Annotated in this window: 25 protein-coding genes and 1 pseudogene; 23 read left to right on the top strand and 3 right to left on the bottom strand. The window is 67.9% G+C overall.

Features of this window, described 5'->3' with window-relative positions; translation table 11 throughout:
* Nucleotides 1-7: 7 nt before the first annotated feature.
* From tsaB to ACFOOQ_RS09770, 4 genes are all read left to right on the top strand, one after another.
* On the top strand, nt 8-1,177 hold the full coding sequence (tsaB, locus tag ACFOOQ_RS09755) for a tRNA (adenosine(37)-N6)-threonylcarbamoyltransferase complex dimerization subunit type 1 TsaB (RefSeq protein ID WP_379725132.1): 1,170 nt from the start codon (nt 8-10) through the stop codon (nt 1,175-1,177).
* Between the two features lie 104 nt (nt 1,178-1,281).
* Nucleotides 1,282-1,707, top strand: a complete 426-nt coding sequence (locus tag ACFOOQ_RS09760; RefSeq protein ID WP_379725135.1) for a MucR family transcriptional regulator — start codon at nt 1,282-1,284, stop codon at nt 1,705-1,707.
* A gap of 107 nt (nt 1,708-1,814) precedes the next feature.
* Entirely contained in the window at nt 1,815-2,267 is a 453-nt protein-coding gene (locus tag ACFOOQ_RS09765) for a Fur family transcriptional regulator (protein ID WP_379725138.1), read from the top strand.
* 15 nt (nt 2,268-2,282) lie between these two features.
* Nucleotides 2,283-3,116, top strand: a complete 834-nt coding sequence (locus ACFOOQ_RS09770; protein WP_379725402.1) for a lysophospholipid acyltransferase family protein — start codon at nt 2,283-2,285, stop codon at nt 3,114-3,116.
* A 5-nt stretch (nt 3,117-3,121) separates the two neighbouring features.
* On the opposite strand, the gene ACFOOQ_RS09775 is transcribed toward ACFOOQ_RS09770, so the two are convergent.
* Complete coding sequence (locus ACFOOQ_RS09775) at nt 3,122-3,814, bottom strand: 2OG-Fe(II) oxygenase (RefSeq protein WP_379725141.1); 693 nt, start codon at nt 3,812-3,814, stop codon at nt 3,122-3,124.
* A gap of 49 nt (nt 3,815-3,863) precedes the next feature.
* Nucleotides 3,864-5,672, bottom strand: coding sequence for an O-linked N-acetylglucosamine transferase, SPINDLY family protein (locus tag ACFOOQ_RS09780; RefSeq protein WP_379725144.1), 1,809 nt, complete (start codon nt 5,670-5,672; stop codon nt 3,864-3,866).
* Between the two features lie 240 nt (nt 5,673-5,912).
* Here ACFOOQ_RS09780 and miaB point away from each other — a divergent pair, with 240 nt between their 5' ends.
* The 19 genes and pseudogenes from miaB (at nt 5,913) to pnp (ending at nt 26,091) form a co-directional block, all read left to right on the top strand.
* A complete protein-coding gene (miaB, locus tag ACFOOQ_RS09785; RefSeq protein WP_379725147.1) occupies nt 5,913-7,355 on the top strand; it encodes a tRNA (N6-isopentenyl adenosine(37)-C2)-methylthiotransferase MiaB in 1,443 nt (480 codons plus the stop codon).
* Nucleotides 7,356-7,402: 47 nt separating this feature from the next.
* Entirely contained in the window at nt 7,403-8,485 is a 1,083-nt protein-coding gene (locus ACFOOQ_RS09790; RefSeq protein WP_379725150.1) for a PhoH family protein, read from the top strand.
* 16 nt (nt 8,486-8,501) lie between these two features.
* A pseudogene (ybeY, locus tag ACFOOQ_RS09795) lies at nt 8,502-9,002 on the top strand (rRNA maturation RNase YbeY); the annotation flags it as partial.
* A gap of 116 nt (nt 9,003-9,118) precedes the next feature.
* Entirely contained in the window at nt 9,119-10,012 is an 894-nt protein-coding gene (locus ACFOOQ_RS09800; protein WP_379725153.1) for a hemolysin family protein, read from the top strand.
* 33 nt (nt 10,013-10,045) lie between these two features.
* The gene (gene lnt / locus ACFOOQ_RS09805) at nt 10,046-11,632 is read left to right on the top strand and encodes an apolipoprotein N-acyltransferase (protein WP_379725156.1); all 1,587 of its coding nucleotides are present in this window, start codon (nt 10,046-10,048) and stop codon (nt 11,630-11,632) included.
* A gap of 117 nt (nt 11,633-11,749) precedes the next feature.
* Nucleotides 11,750-12,205 (top strand): helix-turn-helix domain-containing protein, encoded by a 456-nt coding sequence (locus tag ACFOOQ_RS09810; RefSeq protein WP_379725159.1) that lies wholly within the window; start codon nt 11,750-11,752, stop codon nt 12,203-12,205.
* Between the two features lie 202 nt (nt 12,206-12,407).
* Entirely contained in the window at nt 12,408-13,622 is a 1,215-nt protein-coding gene (gene metK / locus ACFOOQ_RS09815) for a methionine adenosyltransferase (protein ID WP_379725162.1), read from the top strand.
* A 90-nt stretch (nt 13,623-13,712) separates the two neighbouring features.
* Complete coding sequence (trmB, locus tag ACFOOQ_RS09820; protein ID WP_379725165.1) at nt 13,713-14,339, top strand: tRNA (guanine(46)-N(7))-methyltransferase TrmB; 627 nt, start codon at nt 13,713-13,715, stop codon at nt 14,337-14,339.
* A gap of 117 nt (nt 14,340-14,456) precedes the next feature.
* Nucleotides 14,457-15,089, top strand: a complete 633-nt coding sequence (locus ACFOOQ_RS09825) for a hypothetical protein (RefSeq protein WP_379725168.1) — start codon at nt 14,457-14,459, stop codon at nt 15,087-15,089.
* A 64-nt stretch (nt 15,090-15,153) separates the two neighbouring features.
* Nucleotides 15,154-15,342 carry a CbtB domain-containing protein gene (locus ACFOOQ_RS09830; protein WP_379725171.1) on the top strand — a complete coding sequence of 63 codons (189 nt, stop codon included), beginning with the start codon at nt 15,154-15,156 and terminating at the stop codon, nt 15,340-15,342.
* 19 nt (nt 15,343-15,361) lie between these two features.
* A complete protein-coding gene (locus tag ACFOOQ_RS09835) occupies nt 15,362-16,093 on the top strand; it encodes a CbtA family protein (protein ID WP_379725174.1) in 732 nt (243 codons plus the stop codon).
* A 305-nt stretch (nt 16,094-16,398) separates the two neighbouring features.
* Nucleotides 16,399-16,953, top strand: coding sequence for a ribosome maturation factor RimP (gene rimP / locus ACFOOQ_RS09840; RefSeq protein ID WP_379725177.1), 555 nt, complete (start codon nt 16,399-16,401; stop codon nt 16,951-16,953).
* 53 nt (nt 16,954-17,006) lie between these two features.
* Entirely contained in the window at nt 17,007-18,551 is a 1,545-nt protein-coding gene (gene nusA / locus ACFOOQ_RS09845) for a transcription termination factor NusA (protein WP_379725179.1), read from the top strand.
* Complete coding sequence (locus ACFOOQ_RS09850; RefSeq protein WP_379725182.1) at nt 18,544-19,014, top strand: DUF448 domain-containing protein; 471 nt, start codon at nt 18,544-18,546, stop codon at nt 19,012-19,014. Before nusA ends, ACFOOQ_RS09850 begins: the two co-directional genes overlap by 8 nt.
* An 88-nt stretch (nt 19,015-19,102) precedes the next feature.
* Entirely contained in the window at nt 19,103-21,955 is a 2,853-nt protein-coding gene (gene infB, locus ACFOOQ_RS09855; RefSeq protein WP_379725185.1) for a translation initiation factor IF-2, read from the top strand.
* Nucleotides 21,956-22,013: 58 nt separating this feature from the next.
* Complete coding sequence (gene rbfA / locus ACFOOQ_RS09860; RefSeq protein WP_379725188.1) at nt 22,014-22,463, top strand: 30S ribosome-binding factor RbfA; 450 nt, start codon at nt 22,014-22,016, stop codon at nt 22,461-22,463.
* On the top strand, nt 22,460-23,386 hold the full coding sequence (truB, locus tag ACFOOQ_RS09865) for a tRNA pseudouridine(55) synthase TruB (protein ID WP_379725191.1): 927 nt from the start codon (nt 22,460-22,462) through the stop codon (nt 23,384-23,386). The genes rbfA and truB overlap by 4 nt, the downstream gene beginning before the upstream one ends.
* Nucleotides 23,387-23,405: 19 nt before the next feature.
* A complete protein-coding gene (gene rpsO, locus ACFOOQ_RS09870; RefSeq protein WP_379725194.1) occupies nt 23,406-23,675 on the top strand; it encodes a 30S ribosomal protein S15 in 270 nt (89 codons plus the stop codon).
* 265 nt (nt 23,676-23,940) lie between these two features.
* Nucleotides 23,941-26,091, top strand: a complete 2,151-nt coding sequence (gene pnp / locus ACFOOQ_RS09875) for a polyribonucleotide nucleotidyltransferase (RefSeq protein ID WP_379725197.1) — start codon at nt 23,941-23,943, stop codon at nt 26,089-26,091.
* 81 nt (nt 26,092-26,172) lie between these two features.
* Here the strand turns inward: pnp and ACFOOQ_RS09880 are convergent, their stop codons facing one another.
* A complete protein-coding gene (locus tag ACFOOQ_RS09880) occupies nt 26,173-26,988 on the bottom strand; it encodes a substrate-binding periplasmic protein (RefSeq protein ID WP_379725200.1) in 816 nt (271 codons plus the stop codon).
* Between the last annotated feature and the right edge of the window lies 1 nt (nt 26,989).

The raw sequence follows: 26,989 nt of genomic DNA on the forward strand, positions 1-26,989 counted from the left end.
CCGCGCCGTGAAGCTGCTCGCCATCGATACCGCGCTGAATGCCTGCTCGGTCGCCATCGTCGACGGCACGCCGGACGGCGAATGGCGCGTGCTGGCCCGCGTGGTCTCGCCGGGCGGCAAGGGCAATGCCGAACGCCTGCTGCCGGTGCTGGAACAGGCGCGAGCCGCCGCCGGCCTCGTACTGGCCGATCTCGACGGCTTCGCCGCCACCATCGGGCCGGGCTCGTTCACCGGCATCCGCACGGCGCTGGCCACCGCGCGCGGACTGGCGCTCGCCACCGGCAAGCCGGTGCGCGGGGTGACCACCACGGCGGCGCTGGCGGCTGCGGCGATTGCCGCGCGGTCCGGCCTGCCGGTCGCCGCCGTGATCGATGCGCGGCGCGGCGAGGTCTACATGCAGGTCTTCGATGCGGCGCAGGTACCGCTGAGCGAGGCCCTGCTGCTGCCTGTCGCCGCGGCTGCGGCGCGGCTGCCGGCCGGCCCGCTGCTGCTGGTCGGCAGTGGCAGCATCCTGCTGCGGAACGCTGCGCAGCGTGACGACCTTGAGCTGTCGGCGGCGGATCCCGATCCCGACCCGGTGCTGGTGGCGCGGCTTGCCATGGCGATGCCGGTGCCGGACCGGCCGCCGGGTCCGCTGTATATCCGGCCGCCCGATGCGGCCCTGCCGAAACAGGCGCAGCCGCAGGCACGGTTGGCCGTCAGCATCACGCCCTGCGATGCCGCCGCGGCGCCGGTACTGGCCGCGCTGCATGAAGAGGCCTTTGCCGCTGCGGGGGAAGCCGGCTGGTCGGCCGACAGCCTGGCCCGGCTGCTCGCCATGCCCGGCGGTCTTGCCCTGCTGGCCACCGCCGGCGACCAGCCGGCCGGTTTCCTGCTGCTGCGGGTCGCGGCCGACGAGGCCGAGATCGTCACGCTCGCCGTGCATCCGCGCCAGCAAAGGCTCGGCGTGGCCCGCGCCCTGCTGCAGCAGGGCCTCGCCGCTGCCGGCAGCCGGGGTGCCGCCGCCTGCTTTCTTGAGGTAGCCGAGGACAACCGGCCGGCCCGGGCACTCTATGCCGCGCTCGGCTTTGCCGAGATCGGCCGCCGCCGCGATTATTATGACGGCAAACAAGAAAACGGCGCCGGGCACGTAAAACGACGTGACGCCATCGTAATGAAGCGGGAAATCCGCCCCTGAATCCTGTGACAACCGAATAATAAGGCCCCGGGGAATCTGGATTTATTACCGGTCGCCGCTATATTACTGCCATTATTTCTTAACGTCCTGCACGGGAGCCTGTGATGGCCGAGGCCGCCGACAAATCCGAGTTGCTTGCCCTGACGGCCGAGATCGTCGCTGCCCATGTCTCCAACAACAAGCTGGAAGCCGCCGAGCTGCCCGGCCTGATCCGTCAGGTCTATGGCACGCTGGCCGGTATCGACGGCACCGCCGCGGCCAGTATTGCCGGGCCGGCGGAGAAACTGCAGCCGGCGGTGCCGATCAAGAAATCGGTGACGCCCGAATTCATCATCTGTCTCGAGGACGGGCAGAAGCTGAAGATGCTGAAGCGGCATCTGATGAGCCATTACAACATGACGCCGGAACAATATCGCGAGCGCTGGGGCCTGCCGGCGGATTACCCGATGGTTGCCCCCAATTATGCCTTGCAACGGCAGGTGCTGGCGAAGAAAATCGGCTTGGGCAAGGGCCGTCGCCGCGGCCGCTGAGGGGCTTGCCTCGTTTGCCGGCAGAGGGTAGGTCACGGGCGTGGCCGCCGGTGGGTGCGACACTGTTGCGAAACGATAAAACGAAACGATAAAGAGGCGTCCGGCGCATGAGCAGCCGTCTTGAACAGCTTTGCGAACAGCTCGGCATGCGCATGACCGACCAGCGCCGGGTGATTGCGCAGGTCCTGAGCGCGTCGGACGACCATCCGGATGTCGAGGAGCTGCACCATCGCGCTGCCGCCATCGATCCGCGCATCTCGATCGCCACCGTCTACCGTACGGTGCGCATGTTCGAGGAAAACGGCATTCTCAGCCGGCTCGATCTCGGCGACGGCCGGGCGCGCTACGAGGAAATGCCTGAATCGCATCACGACCACCTGATCGACACGCGCAGTGGCAAGATCATCGAATTCAACGACCCGGAGATCGAGGCGCTGCAGGAAAAGATCGCCGCCCGGCTGGGCTATCGGCTGGTCGACCACCGGCTCGAGCTGTTCGGCGTGCCGCTCGACGACAAGGCGGACGGCAGGAAGAGCCCCGGCAAGAAGGACGTGGGCTGACCCCCCGCCGTGACCATGACCGTTCGCGCCATCGCGACCCTGGCCCTGTTCTTGGCCTGGACGCTGCTGCTCATCCCGCTGCAGATGGTGCTGATCCGCATCCACAGCCCGCTGCGCCGTTCCCTGCCGCATTTCTATCATCGCAGCCTCGCCTGGCTGCTGCGGGTCAAGGTGCGCAAGATCGGCGAGCCTTCGGCCGCGGCGCCGACGCTGTTCGTCTGCAATCATATCTCGTGGCTCGACATCGTCGTTCTCTCGGCCGCACTGCCGGCCAGCTTCATCGCCAAGCAGGAAGTCAATGACTGGCCGTTCTTCGGCCTGCTGGCCCGCCTGCAGCGCACGGTCTTTGTCGAGCGCGAGCGGCGTCACCGCACTGTCGAACATCGCGACGAGATGCGCGAGCGGCTGGAAAGCGGCGACAACCTGATCCTGTTTCCCGAGGGCACTTCGTCGGACGGCCTGCGCATCCAGAGTTTCAAGTCGGCTTTCTTCGCCGCCGCCGAGCATCCGGTACGCGGCCGGCCGCTGACCGTGCAGCCGGTCAGCCTCGGCTATTCCCAGCTCAACCACATGCCGGTCGGCCGGCGCTGGATGCGCATCTTCGCCTGGGTCGGCGACGAGGACCTGGTGCCGCATCTGTGGCGCTTCCTCAAGGTCGGGCCGAGCGAAGCGGTGGTGGAATTCCACCAGCCGGTGACCATGGAGAGTTTCGCCTCGCGCAAGGGCATGGCCGCCTGGTGCCACCAGCGGGTGCTGGAAGGCCTCAGTGACATCAATGCCGGCCGCGCCACGCCCGGCCCGCGCACGCCGGCGCCGGTGTCACACACAACGGCCGCCGCCGCCGACTGAGCAGCCTAGCCCGCATCGTGAAAAATGATCCCGAGCGTATGGCGGCTGCCGCCATGCATCCGGCTGACGCCATGGCGCATGTTGACCCGATAGATGCCGCGGCTGCCACGGACCGGCCGGTGGTGCACCGGGATCAACGCGGCCTCGCCGCGGCGCAGCGGCACGACCTCGGCGCGCGACTGCATGCGCGGGCGCTGTTCGGTCAGCACCAGCTCGCCGCCGTGGAAATCTGCTGACGGCTCCGACAGCAGGATCACCACCTGCAGCGGGAAGACCAGATCGCCGTAGAGATCCTGATGCAGGCAGTTGTAGTCGCCGGTACCGTAACGCAACAGCAGCGGCGTCGGCCGCGTCTGTCCGGCGGCATGGCATTGCGCCAGGTAATCCGCATGGATGGCGGGAAAGCGCGCGGTGTCGCCGAGCAGGGCCTGCCAGCGGTTGGCGATGGTGGCCAGCGGCGGATACAGCGCCTCACGCAAGCGTGCCACCGGATCGGGCAACGGATAGGCGAAATAGCGATATTCGCCACGGCCGAAGCCGTGTCGCGCCATCACCACGCGGCTGCGGAAATGCGCATTCTCGTCATACATCGCCGCCAGTGCGGCGCAGTCGTCGGGCGCTAGCAAGCGGCCGAGGGCGCCCCAGCCATGCTCGTTGAGTGCGGCCTCGGCCGCCGTCCAGTCGATCGGTATCGTCATGGTCGCAGCATAGGGCCGCAGGCCGGCCGTCGCTGCCCGGTTCTTGCGGTCAGGCTGCTGTGACCGGCGGCAGGGCAATATGCTGCGGCGGCTCGCCACGCCGGTGCAGGTCCCAGACGGCGGCGAAGGCCGCCTCGAGGTCGCGCGTTGTCTGCGGCGTATCGAACAGGGGCATGGTGAGGCGAGTTTCCTGCAACTGCCGGCGCAGGGCGGCAAGCGCGACCGGATCATTGCCAAGTCGGATCGCCGTGGCCGTGTAGTCGGCGAGGCTGTCGACGGCGAGCTGCGGCAGCCCGGCGGCGGTCAGCAGGCTGCCGGCAACCCGCGAGGGGAAAGTCTCGCCGCGCAGGGTCAGCAGCGGACAGCCGGCCCACAGCGTGTCGCTGCCGGTGGAATGCGAACCATAGGGATAGGTATCGAGCATCAGGTCGGCGGCACGGTAGCGCGCCAGATATTGCGGCTGCTCGGCCGAACCGGCGAAGACCAGCCGTTCCGGCGCGATGCCATGTCCGGCGGCGGCGCGGCGCAGGTTGTCGATGGTGTCCTGCTGCGGTGCATAGAGCCACAGTACGCTGTCCGGCACGCTGCGCAGGATGTCCATCCAGGCGGCAAACAGGGCGGGGCGGATTTTCACCGGCCGGCTGAAGCAGCAGAACACCACGCCGCTGTCCGGCAGGCCGTAGGCGGCGCGGCCGAGCGATTCCGCTACCGCGCGCTGGCGGTTGTTCGGCTGGTAGCAGCGCGGCAGGCGGATAATGCGCTCGGTGTAGAAGGATTCGGCACCATCGGGAATGACGCGATGGTCGGCGATGATGTAATCGACCAGCCCGCCGCCGATGGTGCCGGGAAAGCCGATCCAGTGTATCTGCACCGGCGCCAGCCGCCGCGCCAGCATGTCGTTGAAGTGGCCGACCGTGTGGCCCTGCAGGTCGACCAGGATGTCGATGCCCGCCGCGCGGATTGCAGCCTCCTGCTGCGCACGCGACAGCCCGTGCAGGTTGGTGAAGCCGTCGATCTTCGTGTAGCGCTGGTGGATCGCGCTGCCGTCATCCTTGCCGCACGACAGGATGCGGATGTCGAACCGGCCGCGGTCATGCAGCTCGAACAGTTCGGCCATGATATGGCCGACCGCGTGGTTGCGGAAATCGTAGCCGAGATAGCCGACGCGGATGCGGCCGGCGGCATCGGGAGGCGCCGCCGCGGCGGCGGGCGCCGCCTGCTGCCGTGCCCGCTGGGCGATCGTGCTGCTGCGGCGGTCGACCCAGTCGCGCTGCAGGGCGGCGCTGGTGGTGAAGAAGGCGAGCGGGAACGGATTGATTGCCACATCCGGCGGCGCGGCAGCCAGCAGGGCGCTGACCTCGTTGTCCTCGTCTGGCAGCCAGCGGCAGGTCATGCCGCCGGCAAACAGCCGCGCCACCCGCGCATCGACCATCTTTGGCTTGGCCGCCACGATGATGTCGAGGCTGGGCAGCGCCTCCTGGTAACGGCCGGCCTCAAACAGGATGGCGGCACGGGCCTGATGTGCCGGGATATGGTTTGGCTGGGTCGCGACCACCTCGTCGAACAGGGCCAGCGCCTCTTTGTGCAGCTTCAGGTTCTCAAGGCATTTGGCATAGCTGAAAACCAGTTTGACCGGCCGGCCATGGGCGAAAGCGCGTTTCAGCAGCACACGGGCGGCGGCATGCTGCTGCTGCTGGCCGCGCAGCAGACCGAACAGATGCAGGATGTCCGCCGTCTGCGGATGGCCGGCCTGCAGCAGGGCGTCGTAGGCGATGGCGGCTTCGTCCAGCCGGCCGCTGGTATGTATCTGCGTGGCGGCCTGCAGCGCCGCGGCGGCCGCCTGATCCTGCTCTGTCATTGTCGGACCATGATCCCGGAAAACTGTGGCGGCGGCCACAGCCTCAGCCGTGTGGCGCGTCACCCGAAACGCATAACCATTTGATATATCTGTTAAGAATCCGTGACGAGAGCGGCGGCCGGGCATCGCGCCGCTTGATTCTCGCGCTCCAGATGATAGTCTGAACAATAGTCGGTATCTGCTTCAAAGGAGCGTCAGGGGCGGCTGCGATCTGCAATTTTGCCCCGCTGAAACACGGACTTGGCCAAAAAGCTGTTTATCAAGACCTACGGTTGCCAGATGAACGTCTACGATTCCGCCCGCATGGCGGACGTTCTGGCCCCGCTGGGATACGCCAAGACCGAATCCCCCGATGACGCCGACATGGTCATCCTCAATACCTGCCATATCCGCGAGAAGGCCGCCGAAAAGGTGTTCTCTGAACTCGGCCACTGGCGCCTGCGCAAGGCTGCAGCGCGGGCCGCCGGCGGCGATGTCACCATCGCGGTGGCCGGCTGTGTCGCCCAGGCCGAAGGCGAGGAAATTCTCGCCCGCGCCCCCTTCGTCGATCTCGTGGTCGGGCCGCAGGCCTATCACCGCCTGCCGGAGCTGCTGGCCCGGATGGCAAGAAAACAGGGGGCCGAGCGGCAGCAGGCGAAAACCGCCCGCAAGAACCAGCCCATGCGGGGCCAGTCCATGCAGGGCCTGGGTGTGATGGACACGGATTTTCCGGTCGAATCGAAATTCGATCATCTGCCCGACCAGGTGGCGACGCCGCCGGGCCCGGTCGGCTTCCTCGCCATCCAGGAAGGCTGCGACAAGTTCTGCACCTTCTGCGTCGTGCCCTATACGCGCGGCGCCGAATATTCGCGCCCGGCCGAGGCCGTGATTGCCGAGGCCGGCCGGCTGATCGCCGCCGGCGCGCGCGAAATCGCGCTGCTCGGCCAGAACGTCAATGCCTGGCATGGCGACGGGCCGGATGGCGGCGCCTGGTCGCTCGGCCGGCTGCTGCACGCCCTCAACGACCGGTTCGGCGCGGCCCATCCGGGCCTGCGCTGGCGCTACATGACCTCGCATCCGCGCGAGATGGATGACGACCTGATCGCCGCCCATGGCGAGATCGCCGCGCTGATGCCGTTCCTGCATCTGCCGGTGCAGTCGGGCTCCGATGCGATCCTCAGGGCGATGAACCGCGGCCATAGCGCCGACGACTATCGCGCCGTCATCGCACGCCTGCGCGCCGTGCGGCCCGATATTGCGTTGTCGTCGGATTTCATCACCGGCTTTCCCGGCGAGAGCGACCGCGACTTCGAAGCGACCCTGCAGCTGGTGCGCGATGTCGGCTTCGCTTCGGCCTATTCTTTCCGCTACAGCGCGCGGCCCGGCACGCCGGGCAGCCTGATGCCGAACCAGGTGCCCGAGGCCGTCGCCGCCGAACGTCTGCAGGCGCTGCAGGCCCTGCTGCAGGACCAGTCGACCGCCTTCAACCAGACGATGGTCGGTCGCCGGATGGATGTGCTGTTCGAGCGGCCGGGCAAGCATGCCGGCCAGCTGATCGGCCGTTCGCCCTGGATGCAGCCGGTGGTGGTCACCGACAGCGGGCTGGCGATCGGCGATGTTGCGACGGTGACGATCACGGCCGCTTCGGCCACCTCCCTGACCGGACAGCTCGCGCTGGCCGGCGGCAGCCGCGAGGCGGCGTGACGCGGGCGCGGCACAGGGACCTGCTCGAGATCGAAAGGCTGAAGCCTGTGAGCGACGCGCGCGGCCCGGAGTCCTCCGGCCAACCGATTACCCTGGAATTCGACGACAACCGCCTGCTCGCCCTGCTGTCCGGCGAACATGACCGGTATCTCGCCCGCATCGAACAGCAGTTCGGCGTGGCGGTGACGCCGCGCGGCAACCTGCTGATGATCAGCGGCGCGGCGGATGCGCAGGCGCGCGCCCGTATCGTGCTGACCGAACTCTACGGCCGTCTTGCCCAGGGCCGCATGATCGAAATGGGCGATGTCGACGGCGCCATCCGCATGGCGCGCGCCGAGGATGCACAAGGAGGCCAGATGAACGCTCCGGTGATCACCAAGTCGCGTGACCGTAATGCTGCCGGCGCCGCCGGCGACCGCCCGGTTCCAGAGGGCGCCGTCCGTACCACCAAACGGCTGATCATTCCGCGCTCGCTGGTCCAGAAAGACTATCTCACGGCGCTCAGCCGCCACGAGCTGGTCTTCGGCCTCGGCCCGGCCGGCACCGGGAAAACCTATCTGGCCGTCGCCATGGCGGTGGCGATGCTGCTGGAAGGCCGCGTCGACCGCATCATCCTGTCGCGGCCTGCCGTCGAGGCCGGCGAGCGGCTCGGCTTCCTGCCCGGCGACATGCGCGAGAAGATCGACCCCTACCTGCGGCCGCTGTATGACGCGCTGTACGACATGCTGCCGGCCGAGCGGGTCGCCAAGGGTCTCGAAAGCGGCGAGATCGAAGTGGCGCCGCTGGCCTTCATGCGCGGCCGCACGCTGTCGAATGCCTTCGTCATCCTCGACGAATCGCAGAACACCTCGCCGGTACAGATGAAGATGCTGCTGACCCGGCTCGGCGAGAATTCGCGCCTCGCGGTGACCGGCGACCTGTCGCAGATCGATCTGCCGATCGGCGTGCCGTCCGGCCTGCGCCATGCGCTCGACATCCTTGACGGCACCGAGGGGATTTCCTTCATCCGCTTTGGCGAGGCCGATGTGGTGCGCCACCCGCTGGTCACCAAGATCGTGCGCGCCTATGCCCAGCACGAGCAGGAGCTCGGTCTGGCCCGTCCCGATGCCTCGGGCCGGCCACGGCGCTGAGTGACGGTTTTCCATCATGCCCGATGACCCTGGCCCCAGTCGCACCACCGGTCGCATTAACATCGACATCCGCGTCGCCGCCGCGGGCTGGCGCGCGGCGTTTGCCAATCCGGCCGCCGCGATCCGCAAGGCGGTGCGCGCGGCGCTGAAGGACGAACTCCCGCGCGGCAGCGTCACCGGGCTCAACATCCTGCTGACCGACGATGCCGAAATGCGCAAGCTGAATGCCGGCTGGCGCGCCAAGGATAAGCCGACCAACGTGCTGTCCTTCCCGGCCGAGGCGGCCATCGATCCGGCGGCGCCACCGGATTATCTCGGCGATATCGCGCTGGCGCTGGCGACCTGCCGGCGCGAAGCGAAAGAACAGGGCAAGACGCTGGCCGACCATGTCGCGCATCTCACCGTGCATGGTGTGCTGCATCTGCTCGGCTATGACCATATGACCGCAGACGAGGCGGCGGCGATGGAGCCGCGCGAGGTGCAGGTCCTCGCCGGACTCGGCATCGCCGATCCCTATGTGCGCCCGGCTGCCAAGAAGAAGCCAGCGAGCAAAAAATCAGTCAGTAAAAAACCAGTGAGTAAGAAGGCAGTGAGCAGGAAAAAGGTGTCCAGCGTGAAACGGGCAAGGGCGGCATGAACGACCCGCACGAGAGTAATGGTAACGGCAATGGCGGCGGCTTCTGGCGCCGCCTGATCGGCGTGCTGCGCGGCCGTGGCGGCGAGGATTCCCTGCGCGACAGCATCGAGGAACTGCTGGAGGAGCATGGCGGCGATGCCGGCTCGCCGGAGGAAAGCGCCGAGCGCGCCCTGCTGCGCAACGTGCTGGAAGTAGCGGAACTGCGGGTCGGCGAGATCCGCGTGCCGCGCACCGACATCGTCGGCGTGCCGCAGGATATATCTTTCGACGATCTGGTCGGCCGCCTGATCGAGGCCGAGCATTCCCGCCTGCCGGTCTACCGCGAGACGCTGGACGACGTGATCGGCATGATCCATGTGAAGGACGTGCTGCCCTATCTGGCCGGTCGCCAGGGCTTCACGCTCGGCACCATCCTGCGCAAGCTGCTGGTGGTGCCGCCGTCGAAGTCGGTGCTCGACCTGCTGCGCGAGATGCGCGACACCCGCACCCATATGGCGATCATCGTCGACGAATACGGCGGCGTGGACGGCCTGGTGACCATCGAGGATCTGGTCGAGCAGATCGTCGGTGAAATCGACGACGAGCATGACGAGGCGGAAGGCCCGATGCTGCTCGAAAAGGGCGAAGGGTTGTTCGAGGCGCATGGCCGCTGCCCGGTCGATGACCTCGAGGAAAAGCTGCAGCGCCGCCTGATCGATCCGGAAGAGGACGAGGATGTCGATACCGTGGGCGGGCTGATCGTCGCCCATATCGGCCGCGTGCCGCATCGCGGCGAACTGATCGAACATCCCTCGGGCCTCGCCTTCGAGGTGCTGGACGCCGATCCGCGCCGGATCAAGCGGGTGCGCATCCGGGTCCGGCCGCCGGAATCCAGCGCCGATGCCGCGTAAGTCACCTCTCCGCTGACATGGCTGTCTGCTGACATGAGCCGGATCGATGGCGTGATCGGCCGCCTGCAGCGGCTGTCGGGCTGGCGCCGCCACGCCCTGCTGCTGCTGCTCGGCGCGCTGCTGGCCGCGGCGCAGGCGCCGCTCTATGTGTGGCCGCTGGCCTTTGTGACGCTTGGTGGCCTGCTGCTGCTCGATGCTGCGGCCGGGCGCGGCTGGCGCAGTTTCTTCACCACCTATCTCTTCGCCTACGGCTATTTCGTCGCCGGGCTGTACTGGATGGGCATCGCCTTTTTTGTCGATGCGGCGCGCTATGCCTGGCTGTCGCCGCTGCCGGTGCTCGGCCTGCCCCTGCTGCTGGCGGCGTTTCCGGCCGGCGGCGTCTGGCTCGCCTGCCGCATCGGCGGCCGGCATCGGGGGGGCGGGCACGGCGCGGTCTGGCGCATGCTGCTGGCCGCCGCCGGCTGGACGATCGGCGAATGGCTGCGCAGCCATGTGCTGACCGGCTTCCCGTGGAACCTGGTCGGCTATGTCTGGGCCGATCATCCCGCGGTGATGCAGATGGCGTCGGTGATCGGCAGCCATGGCCTCGATCTGGTCACCCTGCTGGCGGCGGCCGGTTTCGCGCTGGCCTTGCGGCCGGGCGCAGCGCGGCGCGCGCGGTTCGCCGCCCTGCTGCTGCCGGCCGGCTTTGCGCTGGCGGTGCTGGGCGGCGCGCTGCGGCTGGCCGCGGCAAACCATGACATGGTGCCCGGCGTCTGGCTGCGGCTGGTGCAGCCGAGCATCGCCCAGACCGCGAAATGGCAGGACGAGCTGCGCCAGCGCCACCTGCAGCAGCAGGTGGCGCTCAGCATTCAGCCGGCGGAAAGGACGCCGACCCATATCATCTGGGCCGAGACGGCGATTCCCTATCTGATCGACGAGGCCGGAACCTTGCGACAGGCGCTCGGCCATATCGTGCCGCCGGGCGGCGCGCTGATCGCCGGCGCGATCCGCCGCAGCTTCGATGCCGCCGGCCATATGACCGTCTACAACAGCCTGTTCGCGCTGAACGGCACCGGCACGATCGCCAGCGTTTACGACAAGGTGCATCTGGTGCCGTTCGGCGAATATCTGCCGCTGCGCGACTGGCTGCATCCGCTCGGCCTCGACGCCCTGGCCGCCAGCGGCATCGATTTCTCGCCCGGCGCCGAAAGCGGTCCGCTGGCGATCGCCGGCCTGCCGCCGGTACGGCCGCTGATCTGCTACGAGGCGATCTTCCCCGACGAGATCGCGCCTGCCGGCCAGATGCGCGCCGGCGTCCTGCTCAACATCACCAACGATGCCTGGTTCGGCCGTTCGTCCGGCCCCTACCAGCATTTCGCCTCGGCCCGCATGCGGGCGGTCGAGCAGGGCCTGCCGCTGGTGCGTGACGCCAATACCGGGATCAGCGCCATCGTCGATCCCTATGGCCGCATCGTCGCCAGCCTGGGGCTCGACAGGATCGGCGTGGTCGATGGCCCGCTGCCGGTGGCCCTGCCGCCCACCCTCTATGTACGCTGGGGCGACATCCCCGCTATCTTATTCTCGTTGCTGGTGATTTTCGTCAACATCGTGATAGGCCGCAGACGGATCAAGGATTGACCGGCCGGTTGACAGCACCATACTGTTGTCATTACCCAGACCGCCTCCGTTCGTCTCGCCATGCCGTTCCCTCCGGAACCATTGCCGTCCGGACCAGTCATTACAAGGATTGTCCCAGTGCCCAAGAACCCGGTCGATGTTCATGTCGGCAACCGGCTGAAACTGCGTCGCGCCCTGGTTGGAATGAGTCAGGACAAACTCGGCCAGATTGTCGGCCTGACCTTCCAGCAGATCCAGAAATACGAAAAGGGCGCCAATCGCATCGGGGCCAGCCGGCTCTACCAGTTCGCCACCATCCTGGACGTGCCGCCGGCCTATTTCTTCGACGGCCTCGAGGGCCAGGCGGTGGTGTCCCGCAACGGCATCACCCTGCAGGCCGCCGTGCCCGACAGCATCCCGGCGCCGGCCTTCGGCCGCGAGGATGTCGACCTGCTGCGTGCCTTCCACCTGCTGCAGAGTCCGGCGCTGCGCCGGCGGGTTATCGAACTGGTGCGCGCCATGGCGGATGCCACCACGGCAGACAGCGATTCAGCCAGGGAAAATCCCGCGCTCGGCACTGTGCAATCGGCGTGACCGCAGGGCGGTAACCGGCCATTGCCCTTGACCCGCCGGGCAAGCTCTGCGAAATAACCGGACCCTGGTCTGCGGCGCTTTTCCCGGCGAATCCGGTCTTCTGCCGCAATTTTCCTGTAATCCCAATCCCGGTGCGCGCCAAGCGCCGGTGCGGGCTGAACATTCTTCTGGCCGGTTGGCGCGGCCGTGGGGAGTCTTTGACGTGGCGCGTTCCTCTTATCTGTTTACCAGTGAATCGGTTTCCGAAGGCCATCCGGACAAGGTCTGTGATCAGATCTCCGATGCCGTGCTCGATCTTTTCCTGACGGAAGATCCCTATGCGCGCGTGGCCTGCGAAACCCTGACCACCACTAACCGCATCGTGCTGGCCGGCGAAGTGCGCGGCCCGCAGAGCCTGGTGTCGAAATCGGGCAAGGTGAACAAGAAGAAGATCGAAGAGGTCGCCCGCGCCACCGTCAAGAAGATCGGCTACGAGCAGGCCGGCTTCCACTGGAAGACCGCCAAGGTCGAGATCCTGCTGCACGGCCAGTCGGCCGACATTGCGGTCGGCGTCGATGCCGCCGGCAACAAGGACGAGGGTGCCGGCGACCAGGGCATCATGTTCGGCTATGCCGTCGACGACACGCCGGAACTGATGCCGGCGCCGATCCAGCTGTCGCACAACATCCTCAAGCTGCTGGCCGATGCGCGCCACAGCGGCAAGGAGCCGCTGCTGGCGCCCGACGCCAAGAGCCAGGTCACCCTGCAGTACCGCAATGGCAAGCCGACCGGCGCCACCGCGGTGGTCGTCTCGACCCAGCATGTGCTGAAGGACAAGAAGGGCCGCATGCTCGAGGCCGGCGACATCAAGCGCATCGTGCGCCCCTACGTGCTGAAGGCGCTGCCGAAGGGCTGGATGTGCGATGACGAACATTTCTACGTCAACCCGACCGGCCGCTTCGTCATCGGCGGCCCGGATGGCGATGCCGGCCTGACCGGCCGCAAGATCATCGTCGACACTTACGGCGGCGCGGCGCCGCATGGCGGCGGCGCCTTTTCGGGCAAGGACCCGACCAAGGTCGACCGTTCGGCCGCCTATGCCGCGCGCTATCTGGCCAAGAACGTGGTGGCCGCCGGTCTCGCCTCGCGCTGCCTGATCCAGCTGTCCTACGCGATCGGCGTGTCGCATCCGCTGTCGGTCTATGTCGATACCTTCGGCACCGGCAAGGTCGACGAGAACAAGGTCTCGAAGGTGCTGCAGGAGCTGATGAGCCTCAGCCCGCGTGGCATCCGCGAGCATCTCAAGCTGAACCGTCCGATCTATGCCCGCACGGCGGCTTACGGCCACTTCGGCCGCAAGCCGGAGAAGGACGGCGGCTTCTCGTGGGAGAAGACCGATCTGGTCAAGGACCTGAAGTCGGCCTTCAACGTCCGCTAAGTGTCTGACGACGAGTCCGCGGCCGCGTCACGGCGCCTGATCTACGGGCGCCGGCGCGGCCGCAAGCTTTCTCCGGCCCGCGAAAGCCGCATGGCCGACTGGCTGCCGCGCGTCAGCTTCGTGCTGCCGCCTGAAGGTCAGCCGCTCGATCCGGCCTCGCTGTTCGCCGTGCCGATGCGCGAGTATCGCGTCGAGGTCGGCTTCGGCGACGGCAGCCATCTGTTCGCGCTGGCCGAGGCGCATCCCGATATCGGCTTCATCGGCGTCGAGCCCTACGAGCACGGCGTCGCCAAGCTGGTCACCCGCATCGCCGCGAAAGTCGCCGCCGGCGGGCCGGACAATATCCGCGTGCTGACGGACGACGCGCGGCTGCTGCTGAAAGCCCTGCCGGATGCCAGCCTTGCCGGTGGGTATGTGCTGTTCCCCGATCCCTGGCCGAAAAAACGCCATCAGTGGCGCCGCATCGTCAATCCCGACACGCTGGCCGACTGGGCGCGGCTGCTTCCCCGGGGCCATGAACTGCGACTGGCGACGGACGTGCCGGATTACCAGCGCTGGATGCTGCGCTGTATCCTCGGCGCGCCGCAGTTCGACTGGCAGGCGGCGGGCCGCGCCGACTGGCTGCAGCGGCCGGCCGACTGGCCGCCCAGCAAATACGAGCAGAAAGCCATCGCCGCCGGGCGGACCCCGCACTACTATCGTTTGCGCCGGGTCTAGCCGGCGCGGGTATCGCCTCCGCCGGCTCTAGCCGGCGCGGGTATCGCCTCCGCCGGCGAGAAGCCGGCGCGGGTATCGTCTGCGCCGGGTCTGACCCGGGCCGAAAGCGGAGGTCGCATGGCGGTCCGTCTGGGCGCTGCCGCCGTAATGGCGGCGATTCTTGCCACGCTGGCCGTGCTGGTCGCGCGTGCCGTGGTCGACCCGCCGGTGGTGCCCGATATCGCCGGCCGCGAATCCTTCCTGTTCCAGCATCTCGCGCTCGCCGCCGCCGCGGCGCTGGTCTATCAGGTCGCCTTTCTCGCCGGCGGCGACCTGCCGGAGTATCGCAGCGGCCTCAACTGGGGCGGCGGCGGCTTCGCGGCCACCGTGGTGGCGCCGCTGCTGGCGCTGCCGCAGCTGCCGGCCGGCGTGCTGCCGCTGCATGACGGCCCCGTGCTGCTGTTCTGGCTGACCACGGTGGCACTGACCGGCACCGGCCTGTGGCTGCTGTTGCGGGACGGCGGCCCGCTGCGCGGCGATCCGCGCGCCCGCATGCTCGGCGGCCTGCTGCTGGTGCTGCCCGGCCTGCTGGCGCCGGCGCCGCCGCTGCCGGGCGATCTGGTCGCGGGCGATGTGAAGACCGATCCGCTGCTGTCGATGACGACGGGTGGCGACATGCTGCTGATGCTGGGCCTCAACCTGCTGTTCTGGCTGGCGCTGGGTCTCGCCTCGGTGCTGGCGGCCCGCCGGGTGGTGCATCGGGCCAGCTAGGGCCTTGGCGCAAGGCGATCGCTCGTCGTATGGTATTCCGACAGAGAATCAGGGACATACTGCCATGCACAGCACTTCCGCCGTCTCCACCCAGAGCGCTGCCGGCACCGGCCGGCTGACCCAGGTCCTGCAGATCGGTCTCGCCGCTTTCCTCGGCGTTTTCCTGCTCTGGGGCGTCGGTTTTTCGCATATCGACGTGCTGCACAACGCCGCCCACGACACCCGCCATTCCAACGCCTTCCCCTGCCACTGAGCCGGGCGGCAGCGCGAAAATGGCCCTGTTCCGCCGGATTTTCTTTGTCGCCGCCTTGGCCGGCCTGCTCGCTGGCCTGTTCGTGACCGCCCTGCACCAGGTCGGCACCGTGCCGGTGATCCTGAAGGCCGAGGTCTACGAGCAGGCTGCCGAGGCCCCGGCTGCGGCGCCGGCTGCCCACGACCACGGCGCGGCCGGCCATGACCATGCCGCCGCGGCCCACGACCACGATTCCACGGCCTGGGAGCCGCGGGACGGCCTCGAGCGCACCGGTTACACGGCGCTGGCCGATATTCTCACCGGCATCGGCTTTGCCCTGCTGCTGGTCTGCGGCTATGCGCTGACCGGCACCCTGACCGGCCGCCAGACCGGCTGGCGCCAGGGCCTGCTCTGGGGCCTGGCCGGTTTTGCCGTCTTCACGCTGGCGCCGGGCCTCGGCCTGCGGCCGGAAATCCCCGGCACGGAAGCGGCGCCGCTGGCCGACCGGCAGATCTGGTGGCTGCTGACGGCGCTGGCCACCGCAGCCGCCCTGGCCCTGCTGGTGTTCGGCCGCCGCGCCAGCCTGGCCGTGCTGGCCGTGGCCCTGCTGGTGCTGCCCCATGTGATCGGTGCGCCGCTGCCGGTGGATTTCCACAGCGCGGCCCCCGAGGCGCTGGCCCACCGCTTTGCCGAGACCGCCTTCGCCACCAGCCTGCTGTTCTGGGCCGCACTGGGTGCCCTGACCGGGTATTTCTACCAGCGGTTCGGCTGAGCCGCCGCCGGGGGCGGACGGGGCAGCGGACCCCAGTCCTGTTCGCCCCGCGTTCCGGCCGCGCCGGAGCGGGCGAATCCCGCAACTAGCTCTTGCATCGTATGGATTTGCCGCTATAACAGCGTCCGACATTGCTGGTCTGGTCCAGACTTGGATCGGGGATTTACGAATGGGCCAGCCGGCCCATTTTTCATTTGGCCGGCGCGGGAACCCACCACTTCGCTCCCGATACTTTGCTCCCGGTCCACGGGCCGGCCTGTTTCAGACGGATGATTGACGAGGGGAATGGCCGGCGCATGGATGCGATGGCTCGGATTGCGGACATGATTGCGCCCACGCTGGATGCGATGGGCTTTCTGCTCGTTCGCGTCAAGCTGGTTGGCACGCAGCGGCCGACCCTGCAGATCATGTTCGAACGCGACAGCGGCGGCGCCCCCCATGACGGTGGCGTCACCGTCGACGATTGCGCCGATGTCAGCCGCGCGGTCAGCGCCGTGCTCGATGTCGAGGATCCGATCGCCGGTGCCTATCGCCTGGAAGTCTCCTCGCCGGGCCTCGACCGGCCGCTGATGAAGCCGGCCGATTTCGAGCGCTTCAAGGGTTTTGCCGCCAAGGTCGAGCTGGGCCGCCCGCTCGATGGGCGCAAGCGCTTCCAGGGCCGCATCGTCGGCCTGGAGGGCGACACGATCGTGCTGCGTGACGAGGAGAACGGCGCGGAATACCGCCTGCCGCATGCAGAGATCGCCGGCGCCAAGCTGATGCTGACCGACGACCTGATCGCCGCCAGTGCGGCGCTGCGGGCCGGTCGCGAGGGTGTGGCGCAGGGTGCAACCATGGGCGGCGATGCCGCCGCGGAATGACAACAGCCTTGATGACAACAGTCTTTAGGTAATTGGTTCGAGGAACAGGATCGATGGAAACGGTAACCAGTTTCAACCGGCTCGAGCTGCTTCAGGTGGCCGATGTGGTGGCGCGCGAGAAGGCGATCGACCGCGACGTCGTGCTGATGGCGATGGAAGACGCGATCCAGAAGGCGGCGCGCTCGCGCTATGGCCTCGAGAACGACATCCATGCCGAGATCGACCGCAAGTCGGGCGAGATCCGCCTTGAGCGCCATCTGCAGGTCGTCGACAAGATCGAGAACGACGCCATCGAGATCGGCGTGATCGAAGCGCAGCGTCGCAATCCGGACGCCCAGGTCGGCGACGTGATCGCCGAGCCGCTGCCGCCGATCGATTTCGGCCGCATCGCCGCGCAGACCGCCAAGCAGGTGATCGTGCAGAAGGTCCGCGAGGCCGAGCGCGAGCGGCAGTACAACGAATACAAGGACCGCATCGGCGAGATCGTCAACGGCCTGGTCAAGCGCGTCGAATACGGCAATGTCACCATCGACCTCGGCCGCGCCGAGGCGATCGTGCGCCGCGACGAGCTGCTGCCGCGCGAGACCTTCCGCCAGGGCGACCGGGCGCGCGCCTATATCTACGACGTGCGCCGCGAGCCGCGCGGGCCGCAGATTTTCCTGTCGCGCTCACATCCGCAGTTCATGGCCAAGCTGTTCGCCCAGGAAGTGCCGGAAGTCTATGATGGCATCATCGAGATCCGCGCCGTGGCGCGCGATCCGGGCAGCCGCGCCAAGATCGCCGTGCTCTCGAACGACAACTCGATCGACCCGGTCGGCGCCTGCGTCGGCATGCGCGGCAGCCGCGTCCAGGCGGTGGTCAACGAGCTGCAGGGCGAGAAGATCGACATCATCAAGTGGTCGCCCGATCCGGCCACCTTCATCGTCAACGCGCTGGCCCCGGCGGAAGTCGCCAAGGTGGTGCTCGACGAAGAGTCCAATTCGGTCGAGGTGGTGGTGCCCACCGACCAGCTGTCGCTGGCCATCGGCCGCCGCGGCCAGAACGTGCGCCTTGCGTCGCAGCTGACCGGCTTCGACATCGACATCCTGACCGAGGAAGAAGAGAGCGAGCGCCGCCAGAAGGAATTCCGCGAGCGCAGCCAGCTGTTCATCGACACCCTGGATGTCGATGAGACCCTGGCCCAGCTGCTGGTCACCGAAGGTTTCACCAAGGTCGAGGAACTCGCCTATCTGCCGCTCGAGGAGCTGGCCGAGATCGAGGGTTTCGACGGCGAGGTGGCGCAGGAGCTGCAGGAGCGCGCGCTCGAATTCATCGAGAAGCGCAACAAGGAACTGGAAGACAAGCGCGTCGCGCTGGGTGTCGGTGACGATGTCGCCGCCATCGAGGGCGTGACCCCGGCCATGCTGGTGGCGCTGGGCGAGAAGGGCGTGAAGACGCTCGACGACCTCGGCGACCTGGCGGCTGACGAGCTGCAGGAAATCGTCGGCAGCGACCTGTCCGACGAGGATGCGAATTCCATCATCATGGCGGCCCGCAAGCATTGGTTCGCCGATGAGGAAGCGACGGAGACTCAGGAGGGCGACCAGGCGGATGCCTGACGCCCCCCAGGGTCCGCGCCGCCGGTGTCTGCTGACCGGCGCGCGGACCATGCCGGACCGGCTGCTGCGTTTCGCCGTCGATACGACGGGCGCGGTGGTGCCGGACCCGGCACGGCGGATGCCCGGGCGTGGCCTGTGGCTGATGCCGGCACCCGGCGCCGTGGCGACGGCGGCAGCCAAGGGCCTGTTTGCCCGCGGCGCGAAACGCAAGGTGCGGGTGGCCGACGATCTGGCCGGCCGCACCTGGCAGGCCTGGATCGCTCATGCGGCGGCCCAGGTGACGGCAGCCCGGCGTGCCGGGCTGGTTCTGGCCGGGACGGCCGCAGCCGACGGGACGGATGTCCTGGCGGCGGACGCGGCGGCGCTCGGTTTCGGGCGTCTGGTGCTGCGGCCTTCGCCGCTCGCCCGGCGCCTGGCGGCCGATCTGGCGCTGCTCGCGGCGCTGGGGCCGATGGATGGTTGACGGCCCGCCCCCGGCGGTGCCAAGTGCGTGGCCCGATGTCGGGCCGGGTATGAAGAAGTTGTGAAGCGGTAGGCGGAAGCGGACAAGTATGAGCGACGTAAACGAGCAGGACAAGGACAAGACGGCAGCACGGCCCAAGCGGCTGGAGCTGAAGAAGACTGTCGAGACCGGACAGGTCCGCCAGAGCTTCAGCCACGGCCGGACCAAGGCCGTGACCGTCGAGGTGCGCAAGAAGCGCACCATTGTCCCGCCGGGCTCCAAGGCTGCTGCCGCCGAACCGGCGGCGACGAAACCGGCCGCACCCGCCGCGCCGGCACCGACCGTGCATGTGCAGTCGGTCAACGAAAAGATTGCCGAACACGAGGCGGCGAAGGCCGCCGAGGAAGCCGCGGTCGCCGCCCTGCGCGCCGTCGAGGCCGCCGAGGCCAGTGGCAAGGCGCCGCCGCCGGCGAAAGCCGCCGCCCCGGCCGAGCCCCGTGCCGCCGCGCCGCAGGCCGCGGCCGCTCCGGCTGCCGATACCGCCGCCCGTCCCGGCCCGCGCATGACCGCGCGGCCGACCGGTGACGTGCGTCCTGGCCGCAGCAGCGAGAGCCGCACCGAGCGCCCGGCGCCGCAGCGGCCGCAGCGCACCACCGGCATGGTGCTGAAGCCGATGTCGGAAGAGGAAAAGCAGGCCCGCACCCGCGATGCCGACCTGCGCAGCCGCTTCGTCGAGATGCGCCGCGCCGCCGAGGATGACCTGCGCCGGCGCCAGGAAGACCTGTCCAAGGCCCATGCCGAACGCGAGGCGGCGATGCGCCGCCAGGCCGAGGAAGAGGCCCGCAAGAAAGCCGAAGACGACGCCCGCAAGAAAGCCGAGGCGGAAGCCGCCCGTCGCCTGAATGCGCCGGAAACCGCCGGCACCGAAGCTGCGCCGGGCGTGGCCGGTGCCCCGGGTGCCCGGGTGATGGAGGAGGATGACGATGGCGCCGCGAAGCGCCGTGCCGGTCCCGGCGCCAAGGTGGTGCCGGCCAAGCCGGTGCCGCGTCCGGGCCGTGATGGCGCCGAACGCCGCCGCGGCAAGCTCAGCGTCACCAAGGCGCTGGACGACAATGAACGCGTGCGCTCGGTGGCTTCGTTCCGCCGCCGCATCGAGCGCGAAAAGCGCATGCATCATCAGAACGACGGATCGGAGCAGAAGAAGGTGTTGCGCGACGTCGTCGTTCCCGAGACCATCACCGTGCAGGAACTCGCCAGCCGCATGGCCGAGCGCGGCGTCGACGTCATCAAGGCACTGATGAAGATGGGCGTCATGGCGACCATCAACCAGACCATCGATGCCGATACCGCCGAACTGGTGATCGGCGAGTTCGGTCACCGCATCCAGCGCGTCTCTGAATCCGATGTCGAACTGGGCCTCAGCGGCGAAGCCGATACCGAAGAGACGCTGCTGCCGCGTCCGCCGGTCGTCACCGTCATGGGCCACGTCGATCACGGCAAGACCTCGCTGCTCGACGCGCTGCGCCAGACCGATGTGGTCAGTGGCGAAGCCGGCGGCATCACCCAGCATATCGGCGCCTACCAGGTGCACCTGAAGTCGGGCAAGGCGATCACCTTCCTCGACACCCCGGGCCATGAGGCCTTCACCCAGATGCGCGCGCGCGGCGCCAAGGCCACCGACATCGTCGTGCTGGTGGTGGCGGCCGATGACAGCGTCATGCCGCAGACCATCGAGGCGATCCACCATGCCAAGGCGGCCGGCGTGCCGATCGTGGTGGCGATCAACAAGTGCGACAAGCCGCAGGCCAATCCGCAGAAGGTGCGGCAGGAGCTGCTGAGCCACGAGATCGTGGTCGAGCAGATGGGCGGCGAGGTGCAGTCGATCGAGGTTTCGGCCAAGACCCGCAAGGGGCTCGATGAACTTGAGGAAGCCATCCTGCTGCAGTCGGAAATCCTCGACCTCAAGGCCAATCCGGCGCGCCGCGCCGAAGGCGTGGTGGTCGAAGCCAAGCTCGAGCGCGGCCGCGGTTCGGTCGCCACCGTGCTGGTGCAGCGCGGCACCCTGAACGTCGGCGACGTCTTCGTGGCCGGCAATGCCTGGGGCCGCGTCCGCGCCCTGATCGACGACAAGAGCAACACCGTTACCACCGCCGGCCCCTCGGTGCCGGTCGAAGTGCTCGGCCTGCAGGGCAATCCGGAGGCCGGCGACGAGTTCGTCGTGGTCGAGAACGAAAGCCGGGCCCGCGAGGTCGCCGAGTTCCGCGAACGCAAGCAGCGCGAGGCCAAGGCCGCCGTGTCGGCGCGCGGTTCGCTGGAGCAGATGTTCTCCAAGATCAAGGCCGGCGAGGCCAAGGAACTGCCGATCGTCGTCAAGACCGACGTGCAGGGCTCGCTGGAAGCGATCATCGGCTCGACCCAGAAGCTGGGCACCGACGAAGTCACCGTCCGCATCCTGCATGGGGCGGTCGGCGCCATCAACGAATCCGACGTCGCGCTGGCGGCGGCTTCGGGCGGCGCCATCATCGGCTTCAACGTACGCGCCTCCAAGCAGGCGCGCGACCTGGCCGAACGCGACGGCGTCGACATCCGCTACTACTCGATCATCTACAACGTGCTCGATGACCTGAAGGCGCTGCTCAGCGGCATGCTGGCGCCGACGATCCGCGAGAATTTCCTCGGTTACGCGGAAATCCGCGAGGTCTTCAACATCACCAAGATCGGCAAGGTCGCCGGTTGCATGGTCACCGAGGGCATGGTCAAGCGCGGCGCCAAGGTCCGCCTGCTGCGCGACAACGTGGTGATCCACGAAGGCGCGCTGTCGACGCTCAAGCGCTTCAAGGACGATGTCCGCGAGGTCAAGCAGGGCATGGATTGCGGCATGTCGTTCGAGAATTACGACGACATCAAGCAGGGCGACATGATCGAGTGCTTCGAACTCGAGTCCGTGGCGCGCGAACTGTAAGCGCAGCCTTTCGGTCTGGATTCTGGCATCGGTCTGATTCTGGTGGAGTGAACGGATCATGGCGCAGCGGGGCAGACGCGCCGGCGACGGCGTACGCATGCAGCAGGCGGCAGACGCGGCCGGCGGCCGCACCCAGCGGCAGCTGCGGGTCGGCGAGGAATTGCGCCACGTGCTGTCCCAGGTGCTGATGGAGGGTCATTTCCGCGACCCCGATCTCGTCGGCATGTCGGTCACGGTGACCGAAGTCCGCGTCAGTCCCGACCTCAAGGCGGCCACCGCCTTCGTGATGCCGCTGGGCGGCCAGGCGACCGACAAGATCATCGCCGCGCTGAACCGTGCCCAGGCCTTCATCCGCGGCGAGGCGGCACGCCGCATCGACCTGCGCTTCGCGCCGAGCCTGTCCTTCAAGCCCGACCACAGTTTCGACGAGGCCGACCACGTCAACCGCCTGCTGCAGCGGCCCGAGGTCCAGGCCGACCTGCGGAAAGACGAGTCCGGCGAGGAATGAGCCGCAAACCGCGAGGCCGGCCGGTCAACGGCTGGATCATCCTCGACAAACCGCTCGGCCTGACCTCGACGCAATGCGTTGGCAAGGTCCGCCGCCTGACCGATGCCGCCAAGGCCGGCCACGGCGGCACGCTCGACCCGCTGGCCTCGGGCATCCTGCCGATCGCGCTCGGCGAGGCGACCAAGACGGTCGCTTACGTGATGGGCTCGGGCAAGACCTACCGGTTCACCGTGCGCTGGGGCATTGCCACCGCCACCGACGATGCCGAGGGCGAGGTCACCGCAACCTCCGATATCCGCCCCGACCGGGCCGCCATCCTCGCCATGCTGCCGGGTTTCGAGGGCGAGATCCTGCAGAAGCCGCCGGCCTATTCGGCGCTGAAGATCGACGGCCGCCGGGCCTATGACCTCGCCCGGGCCCATAGTCAGGGGCGGGGGGAAGCGCCCGATCTCGCCCCCCGGCCGATCCGGATCGACCGGCTGGCCCTGGCGGACATGCCGGATACGGACCATGCCGTCTTCGAGGTCGATTGCGGAAAAGGCGCCTATGTCCGTGCCCTGGCTCGGGATTTCGGCCAGGCCCTGGGCACCTGCGGCCATGTCGTCGCCCTGCGCCGGACCCGGGTCGGCCGGTTCGACGAAAGCCGGGCGTTTTCGCTGGATTCACTGGCGGAACTGTGCCAAAAGGACGCCGCGCACGCGTATCTGTTGCCGGTTGAAACCGCGCTGGACGACATCCCGGCCCTGGTTGTGACCGGCCCTCAGGCCGACCGCCTCAGGCACGGCCAGCCGATACGGATCGCGCTCGCGGGTCCCGGACTTCCGCCGGAAGGTGAGCTCCTGGTGAAAGCCGACGGCAAGGCCGTCGGCCTGGCCGAGCGTATCGCCGATGAGGTTCGCCCGTTGCGTTTGTTCAATCTATGATGTCGCGGAGACGTAACTCATGACGATTACTGCTGACCGCAAGACCGCGCTCATCGGCGAATTTGCCACCAAGAAGGGCGATACCGGTTCTCCGGAAGTCCAGGTGGCGGTGCTCACCGAGCGGATCAACAACCTCACCGAACACTTCAAGACCCACAAGAAGGACGTGCACTCGCGTCGCGGCCTGCTGATGATGGTCAGCCGCCGCCGCAGCCTGCTCGACTATCTGAAGAAGAACGAGACGCCGCGCTATGACGCGCTGATCCAGCGTCTGGGTCTCCGCAAGTAACAGGATGGCGGCTGACGCGACAGGTACTGCGCGCAGCCGTATTCCGGACACGACAGGTCACGCCCGCCACCGGCGCAAAAGCCGGCGGCGGGCGTTGGTCGTTCTGGCGTAGTCCGGTCAGGCCGGCATCCGGGATGGGCCCGATGCCGGTTCGCCGAAAGCGACCGCTTCATGGTCGCAACGGCCGGGCGGGAGGCGATGGGCGCCGTCTCGCCGGGTACCGCGCGTCAGGGACGCCGGCACCTTAGAAGGAAGAAGGTTAGATATGTTCAACATCCACAAGACTGAACTGATGTGGGGCGGCCGCAAGCTGGTCATCGAGACCGGCAAGGTGGCGCGTCAGGCCGATGGCGCCGTGATGGTGACCTATGGCGACACCATCGTGCTGTGCACCGCCGTGGCGGCCAAGTCGCCGAAGCCCGGCGTCGATTTTTTCCCGCTGACCGTGAACTACCAGGAAAAGACGTTCGCGGCCGGCAAGATCCCCGGCGGTTTCTTCAAGCGTGAAGGCCGGCCGAGCGAGAAGGAGACGCTGACCTCGCGTCTGATCGATCGCCCGATCCGCCCGCTGTTCGCCGATGGCTTCCGCAACGAGACCCAGGTCGTCGCCACCGTGCTGTCGCATGACCTCGAGAACGATCCGGACATCGTCGCCATGATCGGCGCGTCGGCCGCGCTCACCATCTCGGGCATTCCGTTCATGGGCCCGATCGGCGGCGCCCGCGTCGCCTATGTCAACGGCGAATACGTGCTGAACCCGACCAAGACCCAGCTGACTGAAGCGGGCAACAAGCTCGATCTGGTCGTCGCCGGCACCGCCGACGCCGTCCTCATGGTCGAGTCCGAAGCCCAGCAGCTGCCGGAAGACGTCATGCTCGGCGCCGTGATGTTCGGCCACAAGGGCTTCCAGCCGGTCATCGAAGCGATCATCGGCCTCGCCGAGCGGGCCGCCAAGGACGCGATGCCGCTGTCCGAGCGCACCGGTTATGAAACCGCCTTCAAGAAGCTGCAGGATTCGGGCCTCGAAGCCGAACTGCGCGTCGCCTATGAAGAGAAGGTCAAGCAGGCCCGCTACGCCAAGGTCGGCGAAGTGAAGGCCAAGGCCAAGGCCCTGTTCGCGGACACTGATGCCAACCCGGTCGACGTTTCCGATGCCTTCAAGCATCTCGAGGCCCAGGTCGTGCGCTTCAACATCCTCGACACCGGCCTGCGCATCGACGGTCGCGACACCAAGACCGTGCGTCCGATCGTGTCGGAAGTCGGCGTGCTGCCGCGTGCCCATGGCGCCGCGCTGTTCACCCGTGGCGAGACCCAGGCGCTGGTGGTCACCACGCTGGGTACCGGCACCGACGAGCAGATCATCGACGCGCTCGACGGCGAATACCGCGAAGCCTTCATGCTGCACTACAACTTCCCGCCCTACTCGGTCGGTGAAGCCGGTCGCATGGGCTCGCCCGGCCGTCGCGAAATCGGCCACGGCAAGCTGGCCTGGCGCGCCGTACGGCCGCTGCTGCCGGCGAAGGAAGAGTTCCCCTACACGATCCGCGTCGTCTCGGAGATCACCGAGTCGAACGGCTCCTCGTCGATGGCCACCGTCTGCGGCAGCTCGCTGGCGCTGATGGATGCCGGCGTGCCGCTGAAGGCGCCGGTGGCGGGCATCGCCATGGGCCTGATCCTCGAGGGCGAGCGGTTCGCCGTGCTGTCGGACATCCTCGGCGACGAGGATCATCTCGGCGACATGGACTTCAAGGTGGCCGGTACCGACGAGGGCATCACGGCCCTGCAGATGGACATCAAGATCGCCGGCATCACCGAGGAGATCATGCGGGTCGCGCTTGGCCAGGCCAAGGACGGCCGCATCCATATCCTGGGTGAGATGGCCAAGGCGATTTCGCAGAACCGCACCGGCGTCAAGGAAAACGCGCCGCGCATAACCACCATCACGGTGCCGAAGGACAAGATCCGCGAAGTGATCGGGTCGGGCGGCAAGGTGATCCGCGAGATCGTCGAGAAGACCGGCACCAAGATCGACATCGAGGACGATGGCACGATCAAGATCGCCTCGTCGGATCCGGCCGCTGCGGATGCCGCGATCCAGTGGATCAAGTCGATCGTCTCGGAACCCGAGGTCGGCGTGATCTACAAGGGCAAGGTCGTCAAGATCGTCGACTTCGGCGCCTTCGTGAACTTCTTCGGCAGCCGCGACGGCCTGGTGCATGTCTCGGAGATGGCGTCGCGGCGCGTCAACAAGCCGAGCGACGTCGTCGCCGAAGGCCAGGAAGTGCGCGTCAAGGTGCTCGGCATCGACGAGCGCGGCAAGGTGCGCCTCTCCATGAAGGTCGTCGACCAGGAGACCGGCGAAGACCTGTCGCTGCGCAAGGGCGAGCCGACCGACGAGGCCGCGCAGGCTGAATAGGCTTGGCCGAGTGATCCTCCGCCGCAAGGCGGGACATGCGAAAGGGCCGGGAGCAATCCCGGCCCTTTTCTTTTTGTCCGCTCAGGATGGCAGCGCCCGGAGCGGCGCGACGATGCGGTTGTACTCGCCGCTCTTGCGCAGGCGGTCGTAAGCCGCGCGCAGCCGGATCACGGTGGCTGCCGGCAGGTCGTGCGAGGCGGCGATCCAGAATGACATCTGGGCGAAGGGCTCGCCCGCCCGCAGGTCCCGGGCTGCGAAGCCGAGCAGCTGCCAGGTGGCGCGGCCGACGGTGCGCAGGGTGAACCAGCCGTCGATGCGGCCGGCCTGCAACAGGCGGGCATTGTCGGACTCGGCGATGTTGCTTTCGACATTCTGCAGGTCGAAGGATTGCAGCAGGGCCTGCAGTTCGGAGCCGCGCATCACGCTGATCCGCTCCAGTTGCCGGGCGCCGGCGACATCGGCCACCACCGGGGTGTCGGCGCGGGTGAACAGCACGGCGCGGTCGTCGAAGACCTCGCCGATCCACTGATAGCGTGGCTCGCGCTGCGGCGTGCGTAGCAGCGCGGGATACAGGGTGTTGCCGCTGTCGAGGGCACGGATCGCCCGCTGGAACGGCAGGATGCGCACGGCGGGATCGATGCCGGCCGCCTCGGCGATCCGCCGCACCAGGTCGGCCGCCGGCCCGCGGCCCATGCCGTCATCGTCGAACACATAGGGCGGCCGTGCGGGGCTGACGATCTGCATCAGGTCCGGCCGGGCATCGGTTGCCGGGCTGGCGGCCAGCGCGGAAGGCGGCCCGCCAAGCAGAATCGGGCCAAACAGGATCATGCCGGACAGGATCAGGCCAGGCAGGGTCAGGCCGGGCAGGGCGAGGGTGATGACCCGAAGCAGCAGCACG

The sequence above is a fragment of the Ferrovibrio xuzhouensis genome (assembly GCF_042648965.1).
GTDB classification, from domain to species: Bacteria; Pseudomonadota; Alphaproteobacteria; order Ferrovibrionales; family Ferrovibrionaceae; genus Ferrovibrio; species Ferrovibrio xuzhouensis.

Bases quoted from the DNA above. Each gene is read 5' to 3' on its own strand.
- ACFOOQ_RS09760 (WP_379725135.1), top strand. From the start codon at position 1,282: ATGGCCGAGGCCGCCGACAAATCCGAGTTGCTTGCCCTGACGGCCGAG.
- ACFOOQ_RS09765 (WP_379725138.1), top strand. From the start codon at position 1,815: ATGAGCAGCCGTCTTGAACAGCTTTGCGAACAGCTCGGCATGCGCATG.
- ACFOOQ_RS09770 (WP_379725402.1), top strand. From the start codon at position 2,283: ATGACCGTTCGCGCCATCGCGACCCTGGCCCTGTTCTTGGCCTGGACG.
- ACFOOQ_RS09775 (WP_379725141.1), bottom strand. From the start codon at position 3,814: ATGACGATACCGATCGACTGGACGGCGGCCGAGGCCGCACTCAACGAG.
- ACFOOQ_RS09780 (WP_379725144.1), bottom strand. From the start codon at position 5,672: ATGACAGAGCAGGATCAGGCGGCCGCCGCGGCGCTGCAGGCCGCCACG.
- ACFOOQ_RS09800 (WP_379725153.1), top strand. From the start codon at position 9,119: ATGAACGACCCGCACGAGAGTAATGGTAACGGCAATGGCGGCGGCTTC.
- lnt (WP_379725156.1), top strand. From the start codon at position 10,046: ATGAGCCGGATCGATGGCGTGATCGGCCGCCTGCAGCGGCTGTCGGGC.
- trmB (WP_379725165.1), top strand. From the start codon at position 13,713: ATGGCCGACTGGCTGCCGCGCGTCAGCTTCGTGCTGCCGCCTGAAGGT.
- ACFOOQ_RS09825 (WP_379725168.1), top strand. From the start codon at position 14,457: ATGGCGGTCCGTCTGGGCGCTGCCGCCGTAATGGCGGCGATTCTTGCC.
- ACFOOQ_RS09830 (WP_379725171.1), top strand. From the start codon at position 15,154: ATGCACAGCACTTCCGCCGTCTCCACCCAGAGCGCTGCCGGCACCGGC.
- ACFOOQ_RS09835 (WP_379725174.1), top strand. From the start codon at position 15,362: ATGGCCCTGTTCCGCCGGATTTTCTTTGTCGCCGCCTTGGCCGGCCTG.
- rimP (WP_379725177.1), top strand. From the start codon at position 16,399: ATGGCTCGGATTGCGGACATGATTGCGCCCACGCTGGATGCGATGGGC.
- nusA (WP_379725179.1), top strand. From the start codon at position 17,007: ATGGAAACGGTAACCAGTTTCAACCGGCTCGAGCTGCTTCAGGTGGCC.
- ACFOOQ_RS09850 (WP_379725182.1), top strand. From the start codon at position 18,544: ATGCCTGACGCCCCCCAGGGTCCGCGCCGCCGGTGTCTGCTGACCGGC.
- infB (WP_379725185.1), top strand. From the start codon at position 19,103: ATGAGCGACGTAAACGAGCAGGACAAGGACAAGACGGCAGCACGGCCC.
- rbfA (WP_379725188.1), top strand. From the start codon at position 22,014: ATGGCGCAGCGGGGCAGACGCGCCGGCGACGGCGTACGCATGCAGCAG.
- truB (WP_379725191.1), top strand. From the start codon at position 22,460: ATGAGCCGCAAACCGCGAGGCCGGCCGGTCAACGGCTGGATCATCCTC.
- rpsO (WP_379725194.1), top strand. From the start codon at position 23,406: ATGACGATTACTGCTGACCGCAAGACCGCGCTCATCGGCGAATTTGCC.
- pnp (WP_379725197.1), top strand. From the start codon at position 23,941: ATGTTCAACATCCACAAGACTGAACTGATGTGGGGCGGCCGCAAGCTG.